Annotated in this window: 18 protein-coding genes; 9 read left to right on the forward strand and 9 right to left on the reverse strand. The window is 74.3% G+C overall.

From position 1 onward, the window contains the following. From VH969_RS21745 to VH969_RS21755, 3 genes are all read right to left on the reverse strand, one after another. Nucleotides 1–173 (reverse strand): FAD-dependent oxidoreductase (locus VH969_RS21745; RefSeq protein ID WP_414638599.1); only part of this gene is annotated, 173 nt, incomplete at its 3' end. Continuing rightward, the gene (locus tag VH969_RS21750) at nucleotides 154–894 is read right to left on the reverse strand and encodes an isocitrate lyase/PEP mutase family protein (protein WP_331977081.1); all 741 of its coding nucleotides are present in this window, start codon (nucleotides 892–894) and stop codon (nucleotides 154–156) included. The genes VH969_RS21750 and VH969_RS21745, both read right to left, overlap by 20 nt. Beyond that, a complete protein-coding gene (locus tag VH969_RS21755; protein ID WP_331977083.1) occupies nucleotides 891–1,355 on the reverse strand; it encodes a carboxymuconolactone decarboxylase family protein in 465 nt (154 codons plus the stop codon). Before VH969_RS21755 ends, VH969_RS21750 begins: the two co-directional genes overlap by 4 nt. 46 nt (nucleotides 1,356–1,401) lie before the next feature. Here VH969_RS21755 and pdxR point away from each other — a divergent pair, with 46 nt between their 5' ends. The 5 genes from pdxR to VH969_RS21780 all read left to right on the forward strand — a co-directional run bounded on the left by pdxR (nucleotide 1,402) and on the right by VH969_RS21780 (nucleotide 10,727). Further along, on the forward strand, nucleotides 1,402–2,766 hold the full coding sequence (pdxR, locus tag VH969_RS21760; protein ID WP_331977086.1) for a MocR-like pyridoxine biosynthesis transcription factor PdxR: 1,365 nt from the start codon (nucleotides 1,402–1,404) through the stop codon (nucleotides 2,764–2,766). Nucleotides 2,767–2,839: 73 nt separating this feature from the next. Next, complete coding sequence (locus tag VH969_RS21765; protein WP_331977088.1) at nucleotides 2,840–3,619, forward strand: hypothetical protein; 780 nt, start codon at nucleotides 2,840–2,842, stop codon at nucleotides 3,617–3,619. A 258-nt stretch (nucleotides 3,620–3,877) separates the two neighbouring features. Next, a complete protein-coding gene (locus VH969_RS21770) occupies nucleotides 3,878–5,416 on the forward strand; it encodes a TIGR02677 family protein (protein WP_331977090.1) in 1,539 nt (512 codons plus the stop codon). Beyond that, nucleotides 5,413–6,639, forward strand: a complete 1,227-nt coding sequence (locus VH969_RS21775; RefSeq protein WP_331977092.1) for a TIGR02678 family protein — start codon at nucleotides 5,413–5,415, stop codon at nucleotides 6,637–6,639. Before VH969_RS21770 ends, VH969_RS21775 begins: the two co-directional genes overlap by 4 nt. Next, nucleotides 6,636–10,727: a TIGR02680 family protein gene (locus tag VH969_RS21780; protein WP_331977094.1), complete on the forward strand. Its 4,092-nt coding sequence runs from the start codon at nucleotides 6,636–6,638 to the stop codon at nucleotides 10,725–10,727. Before VH969_RS21775 ends, VH969_RS21780 begins: the two co-directional genes overlap by 4 nt. A gap of 164 nt (nucleotides 10,728–10,891) precedes the next feature. Here VH969_RS21780 and VH969_RS21785 read toward each other — a convergent pair whose 3' ends face one another. Next, nucleotides 10,892–11,863 carry a helix-turn-helix transcriptional regulator gene (locus VH969_RS21785; RefSeq protein ID WP_331977096.1) on the reverse strand — a complete coding sequence of 324 codons (972 nt, stop codon included), beginning with the start codon at nucleotides 11,861–11,863 and terminating at the stop codon, nucleotides 10,892–10,894. 54 nt (nucleotides 11,864–11,917) lie between these two features. Between VH969_RS21785 and VH969_RS21790 the strand changes: the two genes are divergently transcribed. Beyond that, nucleotides 11,918–12,364 (forward strand): hypothetical protein, encoded by a 447-nt coding sequence (locus tag VH969_RS21790; RefSeq protein WP_331977098.1) that lies wholly within the window; start codon nucleotides 11,918–11,920, stop codon nucleotides 12,362–12,364. Here the strand turns inward: VH969_RS21790 and tsaA are convergent. Next, nucleotides 12,361–12,756, reverse strand: a complete 396-nt coding sequence (gene tsaA / locus VH969_RS21795; protein ID WP_331977185.1) for a tRNA (N6-threonylcarbamoyladenosine(37)-N6)-methyltransferase TrmO — start codon at nucleotides 12,754–12,756, stop codon at nucleotides 12,361–12,363. The two genes, VH969_RS21790 and tsaA, sit on opposite strands and share 4 nt — an antisense overlap. A 152-nt stretch (nucleotides 12,757–12,908) precedes the next feature. Here tsaA and VH969_RS21800 point away from each other — a divergent pair, with 152 nt between their 5' ends. Continuing rightward, nucleotides 12,909–13,256, forward strand: a complete 348-nt coding sequence (locus VH969_RS21800; RefSeq protein ID WP_331977100.1) for a hypothetical protein — start codon at nucleotides 12,909–12,911, stop codon at nucleotides 13,254–13,256. Here the strand turns inward: VH969_RS21800 and VH969_RS21805 are convergent. From VH969_RS21805 to VH969_RS21820, 4 genes are all read right to left on the reverse strand, one after another. Beyond that, the gene (locus VH969_RS21805; protein ID WP_331977102.1) at nucleotides 13,243–14,565 is read right to left on the reverse strand and encodes an ABC transporter permease; all 1,323 of its coding nucleotides are present in this window, start codon (nucleotides 14,563–14,565) and stop codon (nucleotides 13,243–13,245) included. The genes VH969_RS21800 and VH969_RS21805 overlap by 14 nt on opposite strands. Further along, complete coding sequence (locus VH969_RS21810; RefSeq protein WP_331977104.1) at nucleotides 14,562–15,254, reverse strand: ABC transporter ATP-binding protein; 693 nt, start codon at nucleotides 15,252–15,254, stop codon at nucleotides 14,562–14,564. Before VH969_RS21810 ends, VH969_RS21805 begins: the two co-directional genes overlap by 4 nt. Then, on the reverse strand, nucleotides 15,251–16,264 hold the full coding sequence (locus VH969_RS21815) for an efflux RND transporter periplasmic adaptor subunit (protein WP_331977106.1): 1,014 nt from the start codon (nucleotides 16,262–16,264) through the stop codon (nucleotides 15,251–15,253). Before VH969_RS21815 ends, VH969_RS21810 begins: the two co-directional genes overlap by 4 nt. A 144-nt stretch (nucleotides 16,265–16,408) precedes the next feature. Beyond that, on the reverse strand, nucleotides 16,409–16,936 hold the full coding sequence (locus VH969_RS21820) for a hypothetical protein (protein WP_331977108.1): 528 nt from the start codon (nucleotides 16,934–16,936) through the stop codon (nucleotides 16,409–16,411). A 346-nt stretch (nucleotides 16,937–17,282) separates the two neighbouring features. On the opposite strand from VH969_RS21820, the gene VH969_RS21825 reads away from it, so the two are divergent. Together VH969_RS21825 and VH969_RS21830 are read left to right on the forward strand one after the other, a co-directional pair. Next, complete coding sequence (locus VH969_RS21825; RefSeq protein WP_331977110.1) at nucleotides 17,283–18,245, forward strand: sulfite exporter TauE/SafE family protein; 963 nt, start codon at nucleotides 17,283–17,285, stop codon at nucleotides 18,243–18,245. Nucleotides 18,246–18,673: 428 nt separating this feature from the next. Next, entirely contained in the window at nucleotides 18,674–22,489 is a 3,816-nt protein-coding gene (locus tag VH969_RS21830) for a Pls/PosA family non-ribosomal peptide synthetase (protein WP_331977112.1), read from the forward strand. The last annotated feature ends 8 nt before the right edge of the window (nucleotides 22,490–22,497 follow it).

Genomic DNA, 22,497 nt, shown 5'->3' on the forward strand with positions numbered 1-22,497 from the left:
GCCACCTCGGGCAGCAACGGCAGGTACAGGAAGTAGTCCGTCCGGTTGACGAGCACGATCTCGGCGCCGAGGTCGTGCGGGAGGGCCTTGCGCAGCGAGCGCGCGGCGTGGAAACCCGCGAAGCCGCCGCCGACGATCACGATCCGGGTCATGTCAGTACGGTGCCACGCCATCGGCCAGACCGCGAAGCGTCTTCTCCACATAGGACTGCGTGTACCGCCACAGGCCCGCACCCAGCGAGATCCGGGCCACGCCCATACCGGCGAGTGCCTCGAGGCCCGGGCCGGCCGGCAGGTACAGGGCGTTGACCGCGGCCGGCCGCAACGCGTCGACGAACGCGGCCAGCACGCCAGCGTCACGGACGAGGATCGGGTAGACACAGTCCGCGCCCGCCGCGAGGTACGCCTCGGCCCGCTCGACCCCCTCCTTGAGGACGGCGTGCTGGTCCTCGGCACGCAGGAACACGTCGACCCGCGCGTTGATCACCAGGTCGGGGTCCGCGGCCCGCAGCGCCGCGATCCGGTCCGCGTGCCGAGCCGGGTCGGCGAGCCCGCCGGTGGCGTGGTCGGTGTCCTCGAGGTTGCAGCCGACCGCGCCCGCGCCGGCCAGCCGCGCGGCCAGCTCGGCCGGGGCGAGCCCGTAGCCTGCCTCGGCGTCGACCGTCACCGGCACGTCGACCGCACGGGCGATGCGTGCCGCGGCCGCGAACATCTCGTCGGGCGGGGCGCCCTCGTGGTCGGGGTAGCCGAGCGACTCGGCGACCGCGGCCGACCCCGTCGCCACCACGGGAAAGCCGGCCGCGACGACCTGCCGCGCACCGGCCGCGTCCCAGATGTTGGGTAGCAGCAGCGGCGTGCCCGGCACGTGCAGCGCCCGCAGCGCGGCGGCGCTCACCGGTCGCGCCGTGGCAGGGGCGTGTGGCTGGGCACCGTCAGCCGGTGCCAGCCATTGATCGCCATGATCAGCCACAGGATCGCGCTGTACTGGTCCTCGGTGAACAGGGCGGTGGCGCGCTCGTAGAGCTCGTCGGGCACGTCGCGGGTCTCCGAGAGCCGGGTGATCGCCTCGGTCAGCTCGAGCGCGGCGCGCTCCTGCTCGGTGAACAGGTCCGCGTCGCGCCAGGCGTCGAGGACGAGCAGTCTTCGCGGGTCCTCGCCGAGCTTGAGCGCGACGGTGGAGTGCATGTCCAGGCAGTAGGCGCAGCCGTTGATCTGCGAGGCGCGGAACTTCACCAGCTCGACGAGCAGCCCGTCGACGCCCGCGTTCGCGGCGGCCTTCTCGACGAGCTCGTTGAACGAGCGGTAGGCCTCGTACGCGCCGGGAACCTTCTTGAGCACGGGAATTCGGTGTGTCACACCACCGACGCTAACCCTCACCTGTCCACGGGTATGGTCCAGTCTCGTGGCGGAATCGTGGTCCAGTTCGGTCGACGCGCACCTCGACTGGGACCCCGGTTCCGGGCGGACCGGTATCGCCGCGGCGGTGCGCGCGGCCATCCGCGACGGGCGCTGGCGGCCGGGCGCGGTGGTGCCCTCGACCCGGGCGCTGGCCCACGACCTGGGCGTGGCCAGGGGCACGGTCACCCGCGTGTACGCCGACCTCGCCGCCGAGGGGTACCTGCAGACCAGCCAGGGCGCGCCGACCCGCGTCGCGACCGCGGGCGCGTCGCCGCAGTCCGCGCCGCCCATGCCGGCGGCCGAGCCCGCGCACCGGTGGTCGTTCCTGCCCGGCCGGCCCGACCCGTCGATGTTCCCGCGCGACCAGTGGCTCGCCGCGACGCGCCGGGTCCTCGCGAACGCGCCCAACCAGGTCTTCGACTACAGCGAGGCACGCGGATCGAGCGTGCTGCGCGCGACCCTGTCGGCCTACCTCGGGCGCTCGCGCGGGGTGCTCGCCGACCCGGCGCGGCTGGTCGTCTTCTCCGGGTACGGCCACGCGATCCACGTGCTCGGCCGGGCGCTGCGCGGGCTCGGCATCGCCGAGACGGCCTTCGAGGACCCGTCGCTCGGGAAATACCGCGACATCTGCGCGGCGTCGGGTCAGCGGATCGTCGGCGTGCCGGTCGACGGCGCCGGGCTCGTCGTGTCCGAACTGGACAGTCCGGCGGCGGTGGTGACGCCCGCGCACCAGTTCCCGCTCGGCGTGACGATGGCGCCCGCGCGGCGGACCGCCCTGGTCGACTCGGGCGCGGTGGTCGTCGAGGACGACTACGACGGCGAGTTCCGCTTCGACCGCCAGCAGGTCGGCGCGCTGCAGGCGCTGGCGCCGGAACGGGTCGTGTACGCGGGCACGGCGAGCAAGAGCCTGGCGCCGTCGCTGCGGCTGGCGTGGCTGGTGCTGCCGCGGTTCCTGGTGGACCCGGTCGTGGCGGCGCTGCACGAGCTCGGCGCGCACCCGCCGCTGCTGCCGCAGCTGGCGCTCGCGGACCTGATCAGCTCGGGCGCGTACGACCGGCACGTGCGCCGGTGCCGGCTGGAGTACCGCGCGCGGCGCGACCGGCTCGTGGCCGCGCTGCCGGCGCACCTCACCCCGGAGGGCATCTCGGCCGGGCTGCATCTGGTGCTGCGGCTGCCGTCGGCGGCGGCGGCGGCGGTGCCGGCGGCTGCGCGGCGGCACTCGGTCGGCGTGGAGCTGCTCAGCCCGATGTGGTTGCGGCCGGTCGCGGAGCCGGGCGGGCTCGTCGTCGGCTACGGCGCCACGGCGCGCAACGCGTTCACCCCCGCGCTGGCCGCGCTGGTGGAGATGTTGACCGAGCTGTCCCCCTAACTGTTCGGCCCGTCGGCCCGAGCTACTTACGTGGGCGCGTTCGTGGCGCCCGGTGAGCAGACAGGAGCTGACGATGCGTTATCGCCCCATGAACGGTGAGCCGGACGACATGCGGCTCGGCCGGCTGGTCCCGGACGACTGGCGGCATGTGGAGCGGTATCCGATCACCGCGCTGGCCGAGTCGGAGCGGCCGTCGCGGACGCCGGTGGTGATCGGCGTGAACTGGTACCGCGAGATGGACGACCCGGAGCGGGATCCGAAGAGCGGGGAGTACTTCATCGTGCGGGGCGGGGCTCGTTCGCTGACGACGGTGCGGGGCGGGCACTGCGTGTGCCTGGAGCCGGGCGGGGAGCCGGACCGGGTGGCGTGGCAGGAGTTCTACGACCAGGGCAAGGAGGGCGCGTGCGTGGGCTTCGGGTGGTCCCGCTGCATGACGATCCTCAACGACGGGCAGCGCTACGCGGCGCGATGGCTGTGGGACCGCGCGAAGGACACCGACGAGTGGCCGGAGACGAACCCCGGCGACAACGACGGGACGTCCGTGCGCGCGGCGGGTGAGGTGCTGGTCAAGTCGGGACACGTGGACTGGCGCGACTCGTACGCGAACGACGACCACGTGGCGCGCGCGTCGTACAAGGCCGACGTCGCGGACGGGATCCGGGTGTTCCGCTGGGCGCGTTCGGTGGAGCAGGTGCACCACGCGCTGGGCAACCCGCGAGCGGACAAGCTGGGCGCGGTCCCGATCCTCAACTCGTGGGGTGAGGGCTACCCGCACCGCGTCTGGCTGCCCGACGACGTCCTGGAACGCCTGATCGAGGAGGACGGCGAGATCGCCATCCCCACGGATCGATAGGCCGGGCCACGGAGACCGCTCGCGTGCGCGCGCCCGCACGCGAGCGCCGACCGTCGCACACGCACCCGCGCGCACCCCGTGATCCGCTGCCCCCACCCGCTCCGGGGGCACCCCGATATCGCCAAGCCTATCGAGGGGCGGCCGTGGGTGGGTGCGATCTTCCGAGGCTGTGGACAACCTCCCCACCTGTGGACAACCCCGCCGGAGAGCGTCCGCGCCGGACGTCGGGCCCCACCGGCGGAGGTAGGGTGCTGGCTCATGTCATCTGGTGCGCCCGAACTCGTGGACGAGGCGCGTCGGCTCAAGCTGTTCGCCTATCTGGATGCCCGGGAGCACCGGCGGACCTACCTGGCGATCATGCGGCTCTTCGCGTCGACGCTGCTCGCCGACCTCTCCGCGGGTGAGGTGTCCGCGGCGATCGCCCGCGCCGAACGGCGAGGGGAGGTCGCCGAGGGCGAGTCGCGCGTCGAGACGGTCATCGCGCGGCTCAAGCAGCTCGTCGAGTGGGGGAACCTCGTCCCCGGGCGCCGCGAGGTCGTCGCCGCGAGCATCGCCGAGTTCCAGCACGGCAGCGTCCGCTACCAGGTCAGCAAGCTCGGCGTCCGCGTCCAGCGCGACGTCGACCAGCTCCTCCGCACCACCGAGGGCGCCCGCGAGGTCTCCCGCGAGCTCCTCCCCGCCATCGCCCACGGACTCGACGAGCTCCTCGACCGCCTCGCCCGCGCGAGCCTCGAGCACGAGCGCGACCCCCGCGGCAAGGCCGCCGCCAAGGCCACCGAACGCCTCGCCGAGCAGGTCACCACGCTCTTCCTCCAGCACGGCGAGCTCGCCGCGACCGTCCGCGACTTCTACGCCTATCTCGGCCAGGTCGTCACCCGCTACCACCTCATGGCCGACGAGATCTCCGGCTTCCGCAACCTGCTCGTCGAGTACATCCAGATGGTCGTCGAGGACGTGCTGCGCTACACGCCGAGCATCGCGGAAGTGCTTACCCGCAAGGAGTTCCGCAGCGCGGTCGGGCGCCTCCTCGAACTGCTGACGCCGGCCGGCACGCTGGGGTCGGACATCGAGCGCTCCCGCGGCCGCCGGGTCGAGGACTGGACCGAGCTGACCGACTGGTTCGTCGACCGCCCCGGCCGGCCCAGCCAGGTCACCGCCCTGCGCGAGGCCACCGCCCGCGCGATCGGCACCCTGCTCGCCACGGTCAAGCGCGCCACGTCCGGCGGCGGGCCCGAGCCCGGCCGCCGCGCCGAGCTGCTCAAGCTCGCCAAGTGGTTCGACGAGTCGACCCCCGACCAGGCGCACACGCTCGCCGCCGCGGCGTTCGGGCTGTACTCCGCCCGCAACCTGGCGCCCGCGCCGGAGTTCGACGGGGACGACGAGCGCACCCCGTGGGCCGATGGCCCCGTCCTCGACATCACGGTCAGCGTCCGCGGCCGGGGCGACCGCGGCGCGCGCGGCCGCACCTCGCGCATCCTCGACGACCCGCTCGGCCGCGAGCAGCTGCTCGCCGAGGCTCGTGACGCCGACGCACGGCACACCGACACGATCGCCGAGCTCGCCGGCGCGCAGGGCAGGCTCGACCGGGTCACCCTCTCCCCCGCCGCACTCGGCACGCTCTGCGGCCTGCTCACCGACGCCATGGCACAGCGCGAGCGCGCGACCGACTCCGGCGAGTCCGGCGACCCCGTCGGCGGGCTCACGCTCAGGATCCGCCCGGCGGAGGGCACGCAGACGATCCGTACCGAGCGCGGCGTGCTGGAGCTGAGGAACACGGCGATCGAGGTCACCGCGTGACAGTCGATGTCCTGGACCGGCTCGGCGAGATCGACCAGGCCGATGTCGTGCGCTGTGCCCGCGTCCTGCTGCGCCGCCCGCTGCTGCGTGCCGGCGGGCCCGACGGCGAGCTCCTGCCGACCGTCCACCGGCACCGCGCGACGCTCACCGAGCTGTTCGCCGGCGTGCTCGGCTACCGGCTCGTCGTGGAGCGCCGCTTCGCCCGCCTCTACAAGGCCGGCCCCGGCGACGACCCGACCCGCGGCGAGCCGGGGCTCACCCCGCGCGCGTACGCCTACCTGGCCCTGACCATGGCCGCGCTCACCACCGCCGGCCGCCAGACGCTGCTGTCCCGGCTCGTCACCGACATCCGCGCGGCGGCGACGCAGGCCGGCATCGAGGTCGGCGACGACCTCGGCGAGCTGCGCGCGATCGCGTCCGCGCTGCGCCACCTCGTCGCGCTCGGCGTGCTCACCGAGACCGAGGGCACGGTCACCGGCCTGTCCGAGACCAGCGACGAGGCGCTGCTGACCATCGACGCCACGCTGCTCGGCCAGCTCGTCACCGGTCCGCTCGGCTCGGCTGGCTCGGCGACCGAGCTCGTCGAGCTGGCCGCCCGGCCCGGCCCGCGCGGCGTCGAGCACATGCTGCGCCGCCGGCTCGTCGAGAACCCGGTCACGCACTACGCCGACCTCACCGGCGAGGAGCAGGCGTGGCTGCGCCGCCGCGCGCGGGCGCAGGCGCGGCTGCTCGAGCGCTGCTTCGGCCTGGCCACCGAGTCGCGGCTGGAGGGCATCGCGGTCACCGACCCGGAGGACTACCTCACCGACGTCGCCTTCCCCGGCCAGTCGACCGTCGCCCGGATCGCGCTCCTCGCCCTGCCCGGACTGCTGGCCGCGGCGCCGCGCGAGGACGGCTGGACGCCGACGACGACCGAGCGGGTCACCGATGCGTGCCGGGAGCTGGTCGACGCGTACCCGGCGGCGTGGTCGAAGCAGGTCGTGGCGAGCGTGCCGCGGCTCGTGGACGACGTGCTGCGGCTGCTCGTCTCGCTGGGCCTCGCCCGCAAGTACGAGGACGGCTGGCTCGTCAGCCCGGCCGCGCACCGCTGGCAGCCGGAGCCGGACGCCACGCCGCGCCAGCAGCAGGAGACCGAGGACGACGAACCGCGACCCGAACCGCGACCCGAACCGGGCTGGTCGCTGTTCGGGGACATGGGGATCGGCGAGGGGGACACACCATGAGGTGGCGGCTGCATCGCGGCGGCGTCGTCAACATCTGGCAGTACTCGGTAGAGGAGTTCGACCTCTCCGGCGGGCGCGCGATCTTCCAGGGCACCAACGGATCCGGCAAGTCGCGCACGCTCGAGCTGCTGGCGCCGCTGTGCCTCGACGGCGACCTGCACCAGATCGGCTCCAAGGGCTACGACACGGTCAGCATGCGCCGGCTCATGCTCGACGACTACGCCGGCGGCCCCAACCGCGTCGGGTACGCGTGGCTGGAGCTGCGCCGCGAGAACGGCGGGCGGGCGGAGTACCTGACCTCGGGCATCGGCATCAAGGCGTCCGCGACCTCCCAGCAGATCAACGACTCCTGGCGGTTCGTCACCGAGCGGCGCGTCGGGCACGACTTCGACCTCGTCGCCGACGGCACCCCGCTCGGCGCCACGCAGCTGCGCGACCTGCTCGGCGCGGACTGCCTGCACGACGAGGAACCGTTCCGCGCCACGATCTCCGAGCTGGTGTACGGCATCCCGGCCGCCCGCTACGCCGACCTGCTCCATCTACAGCGGACGCTGCGCAACCCGGACGTCGGGCTCAAGGTGCTGGAGGGTCAGCTCGAGCAGATCCTGTCCGACTCGCTGCCGCCGCTCGACCCGGCCGTGGTCGACCAGCTCGCCCAGTCGTTCGAGGACCTCGAGTCCATCCGGGACAACATCCGCGGGCTCGCCGCCGCGGACACCGCGCTCGGCCGGTTCCTCGGCGGCTACGCCGGCTACGCGTACGGCGCGCTGCGCACGGCCGGGCGCCGCAACGCCGACGCCGCCAGGGAGCTGGCGGCCGCGCGCGGCGAGATCACCAAGCTGACCGCCCGGCTGCGCGACGAGGAGGCCGCCGCGGAGAAGGCCGAGGCCGAGGTCACCACGCTCGAGGAACGGGCGCTGACGCTCGAGGGCCGCGTCGACGACCTCAAGTCGAGCCCGCTCTACGACAGCGTCCGCGACCTCGCCGACCGCAAGCGGGTCGTCTCGGCCGCGCGGCAGGCGGCGGTCAGCGCGCTGCGCCAGCTTCGCACCCAGCGCGAACACACCGGCCAGCTCGTCGACTCCGTGCTCGCCGAGCTGACGCGGTTCGCCGACGACGTGGCGCAGGCGAGGGAGCTCGCGACCACGATCGGCGAGCGGATGCGTGCCGCCGGGCTCGACCCGGCGCTGGCGCCCGCCGTCCCGCCGGTGCCCCGGCTCGAGGCGACCGAGGTGCACGAGACCGGCCGCACCACGCTCGACCCGGAGGCCGCCCCGGTCGAGCTGACCCGCCGGGTGCCGCCCGCGCTCGACCCGGACGCGCTGCACGAGGAGCTGCGCGCGGCCGCGGAGCAGGCGTCGCGCGGCGCGAGCGCGCTGCGCGAGCGGTGCGCGGTCACGCTGTCGCTCGCGGAGCGGGCGCGCGAGCTGGAGGCCGAGCAGCAGGAACTGACCCGCCGCCAGCAGGACGCGCGTGCCGCGCAGCTCGCCGCCACCGAGGCCGCGGGCCGGCGCAACGAGGCGCGCCAGCAGCTCGACGACGTCGCGCACGCCTGGCACGACCGCGTCACCAGGTGGGCGAGGGACATCGAGCCGGTCGACGACCTCGCGCCGCCCGCGCCGGCGGCGCTCGTGGCCGACCAGGACGCGGCCCGGCAGGCGACCGAGCGCGCGCACGCGTGGCTGCGCGGCCGGCTGCCCGCGCTGCACGCCGAGGTCGGCCGCACCAAGCACCTCGTCGACGACCTGGACCGCCGGCTCGCCGCGGCCACCGACGAGCTGACCGCGTTGCGGTCCGGCGTCGTCCCCCACCCCGACCGGCCCGCGTTCGCGACCGCCGAGCGGGATCCGGCCACCGGTGCGGCGTTCTACCGCCTCGTCGACTTCGCGTCCGATGTGGACGATGCGGCGCGGGCGGGCTGCGAGGCGGCGCTGGAGGCGTCCGGCCTGCTGACCGCGTGGGTCACCGCCGACGGCACGCTCGAGGGCGCGCCCGTCCCCGACCTCACCGCCGTGGCGAGCGAGAGCGGAGCCGTCGATACCGTCGACGCGCCGGAGCCCGGCGGCGAGACGCTCGCGTCGGTGCTCGTACCCGCCGTGCCCCCGGACTCCCCGGTGCCGCCGGAGGTCGTCGCGAAGCTGCTGGCGCGGGTCGCGCTGAACACCGGGCCCGGCCTCGCGATCGCGACCGACGGGCACTGGCGGGCCGGCGTGCTGGCCGGCGCGATGACCAAGCCGGCCGCGGAGTTCGTCGGCGCCGGTGCGCGGGAGTCCGCGCGGGAGCGGCGCATCGGTGAGCTCGTGGCGACCGTCGGCCGGCTCACCGGTGAGCGCGACGAGGCCGACGCCGCGCTCACCCAGGCCCGCGAGCAGGCCGCCGCGTGGGAGCGGCACATCGACGAGCACCCGGACGACCGCGCCCTGCTCGCCGCGCACGTCACGCTGCGCGGCACCGCCCAGACCGCCGCCGACGCCGCGAGCCGGGCCGTCGCGAGCCGCGAGGCGCACACGGCCGCCGCCGACCGGCACCGCTCGCGCCACGACGCGCTGACCGCCGACGCGCGCGCGGCCGGCCTGGACGCGTCCGCCGAGTCGCTGCAGCAGGCCCGTGCCGCGGCGCTCGACGCACGGGCCGCCGCCGACTCGCTCGTGACCGCGCTGACCCGCCGGTGCGCGGGTGCGGTCGACACGCTCGCGAAGGCCGTCGCCAACCACGAGCGGGCCGCCGGGGAGCTGGCCGAGGTGGCCGCCGGCGCCGAGCGGGCATGCCTGGACTTCGCGAACGAGTCCGCCGGGTACGCCGAGCGGGTGCGCTCGGTCGGCGGCGCGGCCGAGCAGCTGGAGCGCGACCTCGCGGCGGCCGAGGACGAGCGGGCCGGCGTGCGCCAGCGGCTGCCCGGCGCGCGGCAGCAGGCCACCGACGCGCGGGTCAGGGCCGGCAAGACGCAGACGCAGATCGACACCCGTGAGGCCCGGCTCGACGAGCTGGTCGAGAAGGAGACCTTTGCCCGGCAACGGTTCCGCGAGGCGCTCGCAGCCGACGGCGTGTGGTCGGCGGCGGTCGACGCGCCGCTGCCCGACGACCCCGACGAGGCGTACGCGGCCCTGACCGGGACATCGAACGGGGCACCCCGCGACGCGGTCGGCGAGGACGCGGTGCTCGCCAACCTGCAGTCGCTGCAGGCGGCCCTCGCGGGCAGCCACGACATCGTGGCGCAGCGGTCGGCGGACATCCTCACCGTGACGGTGACCGGCGCGCACGGCCCGCAGCCGGTGGCGGTCGCGGCGCGCGAGGTGGCCGAACGCCTTGCCACGCAACGGGAGCTGCTGAGCGAGGAGTACCAGTCGATCTTCGACGCGTTCATGCTGCGCGACCTGGCCGACAAGCTTGCCGCGCAGGTCGCGGTCGCCGACGACCTGTGCCGGCGGATGAACGACACGCTCGACGTGGCGCGGTCGAGCCAGGGCGTGCACGTGCGGCTGGAGTGGCAGCCGGCCCCGGACCTCGACGAGGACATGCGGGCGGCGCTCGCGCTGATCCGCACCCCGTTCGCCAAGCGGGGTGCGGGCCAGGACGAGAGGCTGCGCACCGCGCTGACCGACCGGATCACCGCGGAGCGGGACGGCAACTCCGGCGACTACGCGGAGGTGCTGGGCCGGGCGCTGGACTACCGGTCGTGGTACCGGTTCACGGTGCGGGTGCGCGACCAGGGCCCGGACGGCGCGCCGCGAACCCGCCGCATGCGCCAGCTCTCGTCGGGCGAGACGCGGTTGATCTCGTACGTGACGCTCTTCGCGGCGGCGTCGGCGTTCTACGACGCGGTCAGCACGGGTGCCGAGCACCCGCCGGCCCGGCTGGTGCTGCTCGACGAGGCGTTCGAGCGGCTGGACGAGCCCACGATCGCGCGCATGCTGGGGCTGCTGGTGGACCTGGACATGGACTGGATCATCACGTGGCCGAGCGGTTGGGGCCTGTCGGAGAAGATCCCGCGCATGCACATCTACGACGTGCTGCGGCCCAAGGGCGGCCGGGGCATCGCGTGCACGCACGCCATCTGGACGGGCAACGCCCTGACCGAGGACCGCTAGCCCACCCGCGAGTCCAACGCTCCGAACCCGCGAGTCCAACGCTCGGAACCCGCGAGTCCAACGCTCCAGGCCCGCGAGCCCAACGCTCCAAGCCCGCGAGTCCAACGTCCGCGCACCGACGCCGAACGTTGGACTCGCCCGCACCGAACGTCGGACTCGCGGGGTCAGGTGCCCGGGGCGTACTGGCGGGCGAGGACCGTGGCGGCCTCGGTCATGCGGCGGCGCAACGGTTCCGGGCCGACGACCTCCACGTCCGCGCCGAGGCGGAGCAGCTCGCGGCACGCCTGCTCGTCCGCCTCGACCGGGATCGTCGCCTCGGTCCAGCCGTCCGCGGCCACCGTGCCGGTCTCCGCCACGGCACGGACTACGGGCGCGTCGACGAGGTCGGGCAGGCGGGGCACGATCCCGGGCGCGATGCGGACGGTGGCCGTGCCGGTGTGCCGGCGGCGGTCGAAGTCGTCCACATAGGACTGCCAGTGCGCGGCCAGGTCGAAGTCCGGCGGGCGGGCGACCGCCGACTCCAGCACGGTCAGCGCCCGGATCTGCGACACGCGGTAGGTCCGCGGGCGCGGGCCGGCCACGAGGTACCAGCGGCCGGCCTTGAGCACCAGGCCGTACGGCTCCAGCACCCGGGTCACCTCCTGCGGCGCCGCCCACCGCCGGTACCGCACCCGGATCTTCCGCTCCCGCCACACGGCGTCCGCGGCGCCGGCGAGGTACGGGGTGTCGTCCGCGTCGGTGTACCAGCCGGCCGCGTCCAGGTGGAACCGCTCGCGCAGCACCGACGCGCGGTCGCGCAGCGCGGGCGGCAGGGACGCGGTCAGCTTCAGCCACGCGGCGGCCACCTCCGCGCCCAGCCCGAGGTCGCGTGCCGGACCGGGCAGCGAGGTGAGGAACAGCGACTGCGCCTCGGGGGCGGTGAGCCCGGTCAGCCGCGTGCGGTAGCCGTCGACCAGCCGGTAGCCACCGGCATGCCCGGCCGCGCCGTACAGTGGCACGCCGGCCACGTGCAGCGCCTCGACGTCGCGGTACACCGTGCGCACGGACACCCCGAGCTCGGCGGCCAGCTCCGCGGCGGTGCGCCGCCCGCGAGCCTGCAGCAGCAACAGCAGCGACACGATCCGGGCGGCACGCACGCCGCCCAACTTAACTGACACGCGCTGGCAGCGAAGGCTCGTAGCGTCCCGCCCATGGACAACGACTTCGACTTCCTCGTCGGTACCTGGACCGTGGCGAACCGCCGGCTCGCCGCCGGTGCGTGGGACGAGTTCCCCGGCGAGTCCACGTGCCTGCAGGTATGGGACGGGGCCGCGAACTTCGACCAGATCAGCTTTCCCACCAAGGGTTTCCGCGGCCTGACGCTGCGCCTGTACGACCCGGCCCGCGACGAGTGGTCCCTGTACTGGGCCAGCTCGCGCGACGGGCTGCTCGGACTGCCCCCGGTCGTCGGCCGGTTCGACACCGACGGCGTCGGCCGCTTCCACGCCGACGAGGTGCACGACGGCCGCGCGGTCCGCGTCCGCTACGTGTGGGACGGCATCACCGCCACCACGGCCCGCTGGGCGCAGGCCTTCTCCCACGACGCGGGCAGGACGTGGCAGACGAACTGGGTCATGGACTTCACGCGCACCGGTTAGCGCTCGGGCCCGAGCACCGGTTTGAGGTCGACGACCGGCGTGCCGTCCAGCGCCTCGAGGTTGCGCACCCGCACGCGCAGGCCGTCGATCTCCAGGACGTCCACCAGGTGCAGGCCGATCGGGTTCGGGCGGTCGGGCGAGCGGGTGGAGAACACGCCCGTCGGCGGGCGGCTGAGGTCGTCGCGGGGATGGGTGACGAGGACGTCGCGGTCGGCGCGGTCGAGCCAGGTGAACACGAGCATCGGCGTGCCGGGGACGAGGTCGCGCAGGCCGGCGGCGACGCCGGGCTCGAACACCAGCCACGCGTCGGGCGCGCCCTCGTCGCCCTGCCGCGGCGCGTCCGCCTTGTCCCGGAGCGGCGACTCGACCCGCCCGATCGCCCGCAGTGCCATCTCACTCACGACCGCGCACAGTAGCCCAGCCCGTAGCGGGCGCGACGCGTCCGGACGGTGTGGCGGCCTCTCCCGATCCTACGCAGCGTAACGACGGCGCGGGTGGTGACGACCCTGCTAGAAACCGGCGTGTCACGTGGCGGAGGTGGGGCATGCCAGAGATCTTCCAGATGGATCGCGTAGACCGCATCACCGACATCCTGTACGGCGTCGCCACCGGCCGGGCCACGATTACTTACCGTAAGCTCGCGTTCCGGGTCGGGGCCCGGCCGGACTTCCTCGGCCATGCGCTCGAGCACGTGTCCCGGCGGGCCGCCGAGCGTGGTGAACCGATGTGGAGCGCGCTCGTCGTGTCCGCCGACACCGGCGTGCCCGGGCCCGGCTTCTACGGGATGGCCCGCCGGCTCGATCCCAGGTACCGCGCGCTGACCGACACCCAGATCTGGGAGATCGAGCGCGATCGCTGCTACGAGGTGGCGGTCGCGGCTAGGCCCGCATGACCGTGGCGATCGGGATGCGCGCCGCGCGCACCGCCGGGATCAGCCCGCCCAGCACGCCCGCGAGGATGCCCGCGACCACCCCGGCCACGCCCGCCTGCCACGGGAACCCGACGTTCGCGAGGAACGGCTCCCGGCCGCCCAGCAGCCAGGACGCGCCCTTCAGCCCGACAACGCCCGTGCCGATCGCCAGCACCGCGGTCAGCAGCCCGGTCAGCAGCGTCTCCGCGAGCACGATTCCGGCGAGCAGCAGCCGCGGCGTGCCGACCGCCCGTCTCAGCGCGAACTCCTCGATGCGCTCGCCCACGGTCGCGAGGCCGACGTTGAGGATCCCGGCCACGCCGATCAGCAGCACGAGCGCCGCCATGCCGAGGAAGATCCACCGCAGCAGGGAGAGCTGGTCGGCCATCTGCTCGCGCGAGTCGATCGGCTGGACCTGGAACTCGTCCATGTTCGCGCCCGCGGCGGTGAGCCTGCTGCGCAGGATCTGCTCGAGGTCGGCCGCGCCCGGGGACATCATCAGCTGCACGCCACCGAATTCCGGGTCGGCCATCGCGCCGACCGGCATCCAGGTCAGCAGCTCGTCGCTGCGCACGTAGGCCGCGGGCGCCCAGCCGCCGTCCTCGACGACGCCGACGATCCGCGGCGTGGGGTCGGCGACCGCACCGGGCAGCCGCATCTGCGCGGGCACCCGAACCTGGCGGAACGCCTCCGCCGCCTTGGTGTTGAGCACGATCCGCGGCGCGAGCGAGGGCGCGGAGCCGAAGTCCAGCCACTGCCCGGACTCCAGCCGGAACGGCCGGAACTGCCTGATGTCACCGGAGAGTCCCTGCAGGGTCAGCTCGATCGCCTGCCCCCGCGGCTGCGGCGCGGCGTCCGGGTCGTCCGCCACGACCGAGCACGTGCCGCTGGGGTCGCAGTACCGCGCGACACCCGTGTCGTACCCGCCGCCCGCGTCGTCGATCGGACCGCCGCCCTCGTTGACCGGGCGCACGTCCGGCTCGCCGATGACGGCCTGCGCGTTGGTCATGGCGACCGCGTCCGGACGGCCGCGGACGGTGTCCATCGCCACCGGGCCCGACTCCGGGCTCGACGGCAGGAACACCTGCAGCGTGCCGTCCTTGCCGGTCGTCATCTCGATGTCCGACAGCATCGCGCGCTCCGCGATCACCGAGCCCGCCTGCACCGTGACCACGGCGAGGACACCGAGGAACAGGCTCAGCATCGACAGCAACGTGCGCAGCTTGCGCGCCCGGATGCCCTGCCCGCCGATGATCAGCGACGACCGCAACCGTCCCGACAGGCGCATCATGCGCGCACCTCCGCGGGCGAGAGCACGCCGTCCGCGAGGTGCAGCACGCGGCTCATCCGGGCCGCGTGGTCGCGGTCGTGGGTGACGAGGACGAGCCCGCAGCCGCGCTCGGTCGTGGCCCGCAGCGCGTCGACGACGAGGTTGCCGGTCTCGGTGTCCAGCGCGCCGGTCGGCTCGTCGGCGAGCAGGATCCGCGGCTCGCGCACGAGCGCCCGCGCGATCGCCACCCGCTGCTGCTCGCCGCCGGACAGCCGCGGCGGCTTGTGCTTGGCGAGGTGCGCGATGCCGAGCTGGTCGAGCGCCGCCATCGCCCTGGCCTTGCGCTTTCGCCGCGGCAGCCAGCCCTGGCCGTTGACGAGTGCCATCGACACGTTCTGCACGGCCGTGAGGTGCTTGAGCAGGAAGAAGCGCTGGAAGACGAACCCGAACCCGGCACTGCGCAGCGCCGCGGCCCTGCGTTCGGGCAGCCGCGTGATGTCCTTGTCCCCCAACAGGTACGTCCCGCCGTCGGCGCGGTCGAACAGCCCGATCAGGCTGAGCAGCGTGCTCTTGCCCGAGCCGGACCGGCCGAGCACCGCCACGCTCTCGCCGGCGTGCAGCGTGAGGTCCACGCCGGCCAGGATCGTGCGGTCCTGCTCCTGGCCCGTCAGCGTCTTGGTGATCCCGGTCAGCTGGATCAGCGGCGTCATTTCGGCCCCGAGGGGTCACCCTGCGGCGGCGGGCCGGGCGGCAGGTTCGGGCCGGGCACGGACAGCGTCTCGTCGCCCTCGAGGCCCGACTTGATCTGGACGACCTTGCCGTCACTCAGCCCCAGCACGACGTCGACCACGCGCCGGCGGCCGCCGGCCTCGACGACCTCGACCTTCCCGCTGCCCTGGCTGCCGGCCACCGCCTCGACGGGCACGACGAGCGCGTTCCGCGCCCGCGCGGTGATCACCTCGAGCGTGGCGGTGGCGCCGTTGATCAGCTTGACCCGCGGCGGCGCGGTGCAGACCAGGCGCAGCCCGGTGGCCTCGGAGCCCTCGGGTGCGGCGGCCTCGTCGGCCGGCTGCTCGGCCGGGGCCGGCTCCGGCTGGGCGGGCCCACCGGACGCGGGCGCCGGGGCCTTCGGCTCCGGCGGTGACGGCGGCTCGGGCACGGTGCCCGCCGGCAGCGCGGCGATCGTGCCCAGCGCCTTGCACCGGAACGGGCCGGGCCCGTTCTCGATCTGGGCCTGGATCGAGGCCAGGTTCTCGGAGATCCGGTAGGCCTGCTTGCCGTCGATCTCGGCGACGATGCCGTAGCCGGCCAGCCTGGCCGACGCGACCGGCATGCCCGCGGTGACCGCGGCCTTGTCGTCGGTCAGCCGGCCGGCGAACTCGGCGCCCGCGGGCACCTCGAGCCAGTGTGGCTCGCCGTCCCGCCACACCGCACCCACCCGGGTCGGCGTGACCGGCGTGTGGGCCGGTGGCTTGACCGTGACGTAGTGGATCTCCCCGGCCACCGGCGCCACTATCCCGAACACGGGGTTCATCGTGACCTGACCGGTCAGGCTCACCGAGTCGGTGAGGTTCTGCCGGGACGGCGTGGCCGTGGTCATCGCGGTGCCGCGTGGCGCCAGTTCCGGGGGTGGCTCCTCCGACGCCGCCGAGCCGCACGAGCTCGCCGCGACGCCGACCACGACCACCCCGACGATCGTGGTCAGGACACGTTTCAACACCCCTGAGCCTCCATCTGGTCGATCCCCCACCACATGGACCTAGACGCCGGGAAGCGCCGCGAAGTTGCCCAGGCCGGTGCACAAATCGATCAAGAAGGGAGGTCGTCTGTCCAGCGGGCCGGCGTTCCGGGGAGGCGGGACTGCCTAGAAACCGAGCGGGTCACGCACGAGCGCGGCGACGAGCACGCCGGTCGCGAGCAGTGACATCCACACCCGGACCACGTACAGGCGCACCACGGAGTGTGGCTGCACCGGGATCGCGTCCTCGGCGACGGAGAAACGCTCCAGGAGATATTGCCGGTCCATCTGCCGCAGCATGACCGGATATGCGCCCACCCAGACCAGGAAGATCACGAATCCGGCGATCAGCACGCCCTCGTGGAAAACACCGCGAGCCTGGCCGAGAAATATACTGAATACCACCGACGAGCCGATGGCCGCACCGAACAGGAAAGTCGGAATTCCCTCCAGGCCGCGCTCGCGCACCAGGACCACGAGAAGCAGCGGGATGCCGACCACGAACGTCCCGAAAACCGGGTCGGCGATCAGGAGAACCGCTGCGAGCACGACGGTCGAGACCCAGAACAGCCCGTAGACCAGCAATCTCGGCCACGCGGCGTCGAGGACGACGGGAAAGAGCGCCGACCGAATTCGGCGAACCAGCACGGTCATCGTGATGCCACCCCCAGTGGGCGGAGATTCCGCCGGGCGGGAATTCCCGTGGCCGGCACGCGGGAAAGCGCGTCACGGAGCGTACTCAGTTCCGGCTACGCTGCGCTAGGTTGAATCGTTGACTGATCTGGTGCACGGAATTCGTCGGTAATTGACGAACACGATATGCATCGCGTGACTCGCTCGGCCGGATCACCCAGGGTGACCTGCTAGCGTCCAACCGCTGGATACGCAAGACGGCGCGGCCAACTTCCCACGGGATGTTCCGGCATGTGGACCGTGTTGGCGACAGCACGTTCCGGTCCGGAGGATGCAATGGGATCCGACCGACGAAATGGATGACGAGATGCGACAGCTGGTCTTACTGGCTCTGGTGGGCCTGGGAGCCCAACTCGTCGACGGCAGCCTGGGCATGGCCTACGGGGTGACATCGACGACGCTGCTGCTGGCGATCGGCACCAACCCCGCGGCGGCGTCCGCGACGGTGCACCTCGCGGAGATCGGCACGACGCTGGCCTCCGGGCTCTCCCACTGGCGGTTCGGCAACGTCGACTGGAAGGTCGTCGCCAAGATCGGTATCCCGGGAGCGGTCGGCGCCTTCGCCGGGGCCACGTTCCTCTCCAGCCTGTCCACCGAGGCGGCCGAGCCGATCATGTCGCTGCTGCTGCTCACGCTCGGCGTCTACATCCTCGTCCGCTTCACCACGTTCGGCCTGCCCCGGCACAACCTGGGCAAGCCGCTGCGCAAGCGCTTCCTCGGCCCGCTCGGTCTCGTCGCCGGCTTCGTCGACGCGACCGGTGGCGGCGGCTGGGGTCCGGTCGGCACGCCGGCCATCCTCGCGAGCGGCCGCCTCGAGCCGCGCAAGACCATCGGCTCGATCGACACGAGCGAGTTCCTCGTGGCCATCGCCGCGAGCCTGGGCTTCCTGGTCGGCATCGGCTCCCAGGGCATCGACTTCTCGTGGGTGCTCGCCCTGCTGGTCGGCGGCGTGATCGCCGCCCCGGTCGCGGCCTGGCTGGTCCGGCACATCCCGCCGCGGGTGCTCGGCTCGGCGGTCGGCGGCATCATCATCGTGACCAACATCCGCACGCTGCTGAAGAGCGACTGGATCGACGCGAGCGACGCCGTGCGCTGGCCGGTCTACGCGGTCATCTACGTGGTGTGGGCGGCCGCGCTGGTCTACTCGATCCGCCAGTACCGCGCCAACCGCGAGGAGGAGCAGCGGATCGTCGCCGAGGCCGAGTCGAACAACAGCGACAAGACCGGCGAGAGCGACAAGACCGGCGAGAGCGAGAACGCCACCGCCTGACCGGCAGGCACGAGACCGCAAACCGCGGCCGCCCGGAATCCCGCCGGGCGGCCGCGGCTTTGTGGGAGGCACATCAGGGGCTCGTCATGCGCCGCCCCAGGGACCGCGCCACCCGAACGTCGGCCGCCGACACCGCCGCTGCGGCAGCCCGGGGTGACCGTTCCCGCCCGTATGATCACACCCGGCGACGCGCTTGCGTCTTACCGCCCCCTTACGAACTCCTGTCCATCACTCTTCGTGTGTGATCGCTCGCCCACCGGCGCGTGGGCAAGCCCACCCCGCGCGGCGGCGGCGATGTCGGTCACGACCCGGTAAACTCGCAGGTCGGCCGAACGCGCGGGGGCGCTCGGCGCCGCTGCGAACCGTGACCGGCGCAGCCCCCACGACCTGGAGGACGAGTTGCGCCTGCGCTCCCCCGGTGACGCTCGATGACGGCCGTACTCGACCGGACCGCGATCGCCCGCTTCGCCACCGGCCCTGCCCCGGCCCCGCGAACCCTCGTCGACGTGCTCGCCGAGACCGCCCGCCGCCACCCGGCCGCGCCCGCGCTCGACGACGGCGAGATCACGCTGACCTACGCCGAGCTGCTCGAGCACGTCGACGAGCTGCGCCAGAAGCTCGCCGCGAACGGCGTCGGCGCCGGTGACCGCATCGGCGTGCGGGTCCCGTCCGGCACCGCCGACCTGTACGTGTCGATCCTCGCCGTGCTCGCGGCCGGCGCCGCCTACGTGCCGGTCGACGCCGACGACCCCGACGAGCGGGCCGAGCTGGTGTTCGGCGAGGCCGGCGTCTGCGCGGTGCTCGGCGCGGGCCGCGAGGTGACCATGCGCGGCGTGACCGGCGGGCACACCGGCGGGCCCGAGCTCGACGACGACGCCTGGATCATCTTCACCTCCGGCTCCACCGGCGCGCCCAAGGGCGTGGCGGTCACGCACCGCGCGGCGGCCGCGTTCGTCGACGCCGAGGCGCGGCTGTTCCTGACCGACGAGCCGATCGGGCCGGACGACCGCGTGCTGGCCGGCCTGTCTGTCGCGTTCGACGCCTCCTGCGAGGAGATGTGGCTCGCGTGGCGGCACGGCGCGTGCCTGGTGCCCGCCCCGCGCTGGCTCGTGCGCACGGGGATGGACCTCGGGCCGTGGCTGGTCGAGCAGGAGATCACGATCGTCTCCACCGTGCCGACGCTCGTCGCGCTGTGGCCGGGCGAGGCACTCGACGACGTCCGGCTGCTGATCCTCGGCGGCGAGGCGTGCCCACCCGAGCTGGCCGAGCGGCTCGCGCAGGACGGCCGCGAGGTGTGGAACACCTACGGACCCACCGAGGCGACGGTCGTGGCGTGCGCGTCGCGGCTGACCGGCGCGGGCCCGGTGCGGATCGGGCTGCCGCTCGACGGCTGGGAGCTCGCGGTCGTGGACGCGGCGGGCGAGCCGGTGGCCATGGGCGAGTCCGGCGAGCTGGTCATCGGCGGCGTGGGCCTCGCCCGCTACCTCGACCCCGCCAAGGACGCGGAGAAGTACGCGCCGGCGCTGGACTGGCCGCGTGCCTACCGCAGCGGCGACCTCGTCCGCGCCGAGCCGGACGGGCTCGTGTTCCTCGGCCGGGCAGACGAGCAGGTCAAGCTCGGCGGCCGGCGCGTCGAGCTCGGCGAGGTCGACGCGGCCCTGCTCGCGCTGCCCGGGGTGGCCGGCGCGGCCGCCGCCGTGCGCACGACCGCCGCCGGCACGCAGCTGCTGGTCGGCTACCTCGTCGGGGAGGTCGACCTCGCGGCCGCGCGCGAGCGGCTCGCCGCGACGCTGCCGGCGGCGCTGGTTCCCCGGCTCGCCGTCGTCGACACGCTGCCCACGCGCACGTCCGGCAAGGTCGACCGCGCCGCTCTCCCGTGGCCGCTGCCGTCCGTCGTCGAATCCGACCGCGTCGAGCTGCACGGCACCCAGAAGTGGCTCGGCGAGGCGTGGACCGAGGTGCTCGGCGGCGCACCGGCCGGACCGGCCGCCGACTTCTTCGCCAGCGGCGGCGGCAGCCTCGCCGCGGCCCGCCTGGTGTCCCTGGTCCGCCGCGAGCACCCGACGGTCTCGGTCGGCGACGTCTACCACCACCCCACGCTGGCCGCGTTCGCCGCGCGGCTCGACGCGCTGGCCGACGCGCACCGCCCGGCCCGCGTCGTCGCGCCGGTCCCGCGGCGCACCGGCCTGCTGCAGGCCGTGCTGCTGCTCCCCCTGTTCACGATCGTCGGCCTGCGCTGGACGGTCGCGCTCGCGGCGGTCAACAACCTGCTCCAGTTCGCCTGGGCGCCCACGGTGTCCTGGTGGGTCGTCGGCGCCGGCTGGCTGCTGCTCTACAGCCCGCCCGGCCGCGTCGCGCTCGCCGCGGGCGGGGCCCGGCTGCTGCTGCGCGGGGTGCGGCCGGGCGAGCACCCGCGCGGCGGCTCCGTCCACGTGCGTCTGTGGCTGGCCGAGCAGCTGGCCGAGCGGGTCGGCGCCACCGAGCTGACCGGCTCGTGGGTCGTGCACTACGCGCGGGCGCTCGGCGCGCGCATCGGCCCGGGCGTGGACCTGCACTCGCTGCCGCCGGTCACCGGCATGCTCAGGCTCGGCAAGGGCGCGGCCGTCGAGCCCGAGGTCGACCTGTCCGGCTGGTGGGTCGACGGCGACGTCGTGCACCTCGGCAAGATCCGCGTCGGCGCCGGCGCCGTGGTCGGCGCGCGCAGCACGCTGTTCCCCGGCGCGCGGATCGGCAAGCGCGCGGAGATCGCCCCCGGCTCGGGCGTGCGCGGCTCGGTGCCCACCGGCCAGCGCTGGTCCGGCGTGCCGGCGACCAAGCAGGGCAAGGCGGCCCGCCGCTGGCCGCACCAGCGCCCGCCGCGGCCACGCCGCTGGTCGCTCGCCTACGACGTGACCTCGGTGCTGCTGGGCCTGCTGCCGGCGGTCTCCGCGCTGCCCGCGCTGTACCTGGCCGGCCTGTTCGTCGCCGGCTCGCCCACCCTCGGCGCGGCGCTCGGCAGCGCGCTGCTCGCCGTCCCGGTCGCGACGCTCGCCTGGCTCGCCACCCACGCGCTGCTCGTCCTCGCCTGCGTGCGGCTGCTCGGCATCGGCCTGCGCGAGGGGCACCACCCCGTGCGCGGGCGGGTCGCCTGGCAGGCGTGGGCGGCCCTGCGGCTGATGGACTCGGCCCGCGCCCACCTGTTCCCGCTGTACGCGAGCCTCGCGACGCCGGTGTGGCTGCGTGCGCTCGGCATGAAGGTCGGCCGCGGCGTGGAGGCGTCGACCGTCGTGGCGCTGCCGGCGATGACCACGGTCGGGGACGGCGCGTTCCTGGCCGACGACACGATGGTCGCCTCCTACGAGCTCGGCGGCGGCTGGCTGCGGCTCGCGCAGGCGCGCGTCGGCAAGCGCGCGTTCCTCGGCAACTCCGGCATGACGGCCGCCGGCCGCGCGGTGCCCAAGCGCGGGCTCGTCGGCGTGCTGTCCGCGGCACCGAAGCGGGCCAAGCGCGGCAGCTCGTACCTGGGCATGCCGCCGATGAAGCTGCCGCGCGCGGTCGAGGACGGCGACCAGAGCCGGACGTTCGCCCCGCCGCGGCGGCTCGTCGTGGCCCGCGCGCTGGTGGAGCTGTGCCGGGTGGTGCCGGTGATGATCTCCGTGGCGCTGGCCGTGCTCGTGCTCGCCGGGCTGGAGGCCCTCGCCGGGCACGGCTTCTGGCTCGCCGCGCTCGCGGGCGGCGTGCTCCTGCTCGACGCCGGCGTGGCCGCGTGCGCGCTGGCGGCGGCGGTCAAGTGGGCGCTGGTCGGGCGGTTCGGCAGCCACGAGCACCCGCTGTGGAGCTCGTTCGTGTGGCGCAACGAGCTCGCGGACACGTTCGTCGAGGTCCTCGCGGTGCCGTGGCTGGTCGGCGGGATCGGCGGCACGCCCGCGATGTCGGTGTGGCTGCGCGCGGTCGGCGCGAAGGTCGGCCGGGGCGTGTGGTGCGAGTCGTACTGGTTGCCGGAGGCGGATCTGGTCCGGTTGGGTGACGGGGCAACCGTCAACCGGGGGTGCGTCGTGCAGACGCACCTGTTCCATGATCGGATCTTGCGTATGGACCAGGTGACCTTGGCGGCCGGCGCGACGCTCGGTCCACACGGGATCGTGCTGCCCGGCACGACGATCGGCGCGCACACCACGGTCGGGCCGGCGTCGCTCGTCATGCGCGGCGAGCACGTGCCGGCGGGGACCCGCTGGCTCGGCAACCCGGTCGCGGCCTGGCAGTAACCCGGCGG

Origin of the sequence: Actinophytocola sp., from assembly GCF_036555685.1 — a bacterium.
Classification (GTDB): Bacteria; Actinomycetota; Actinomycetes; order Mycobacteriales; family Pseudonocardiaceae; genus Actinophytocola.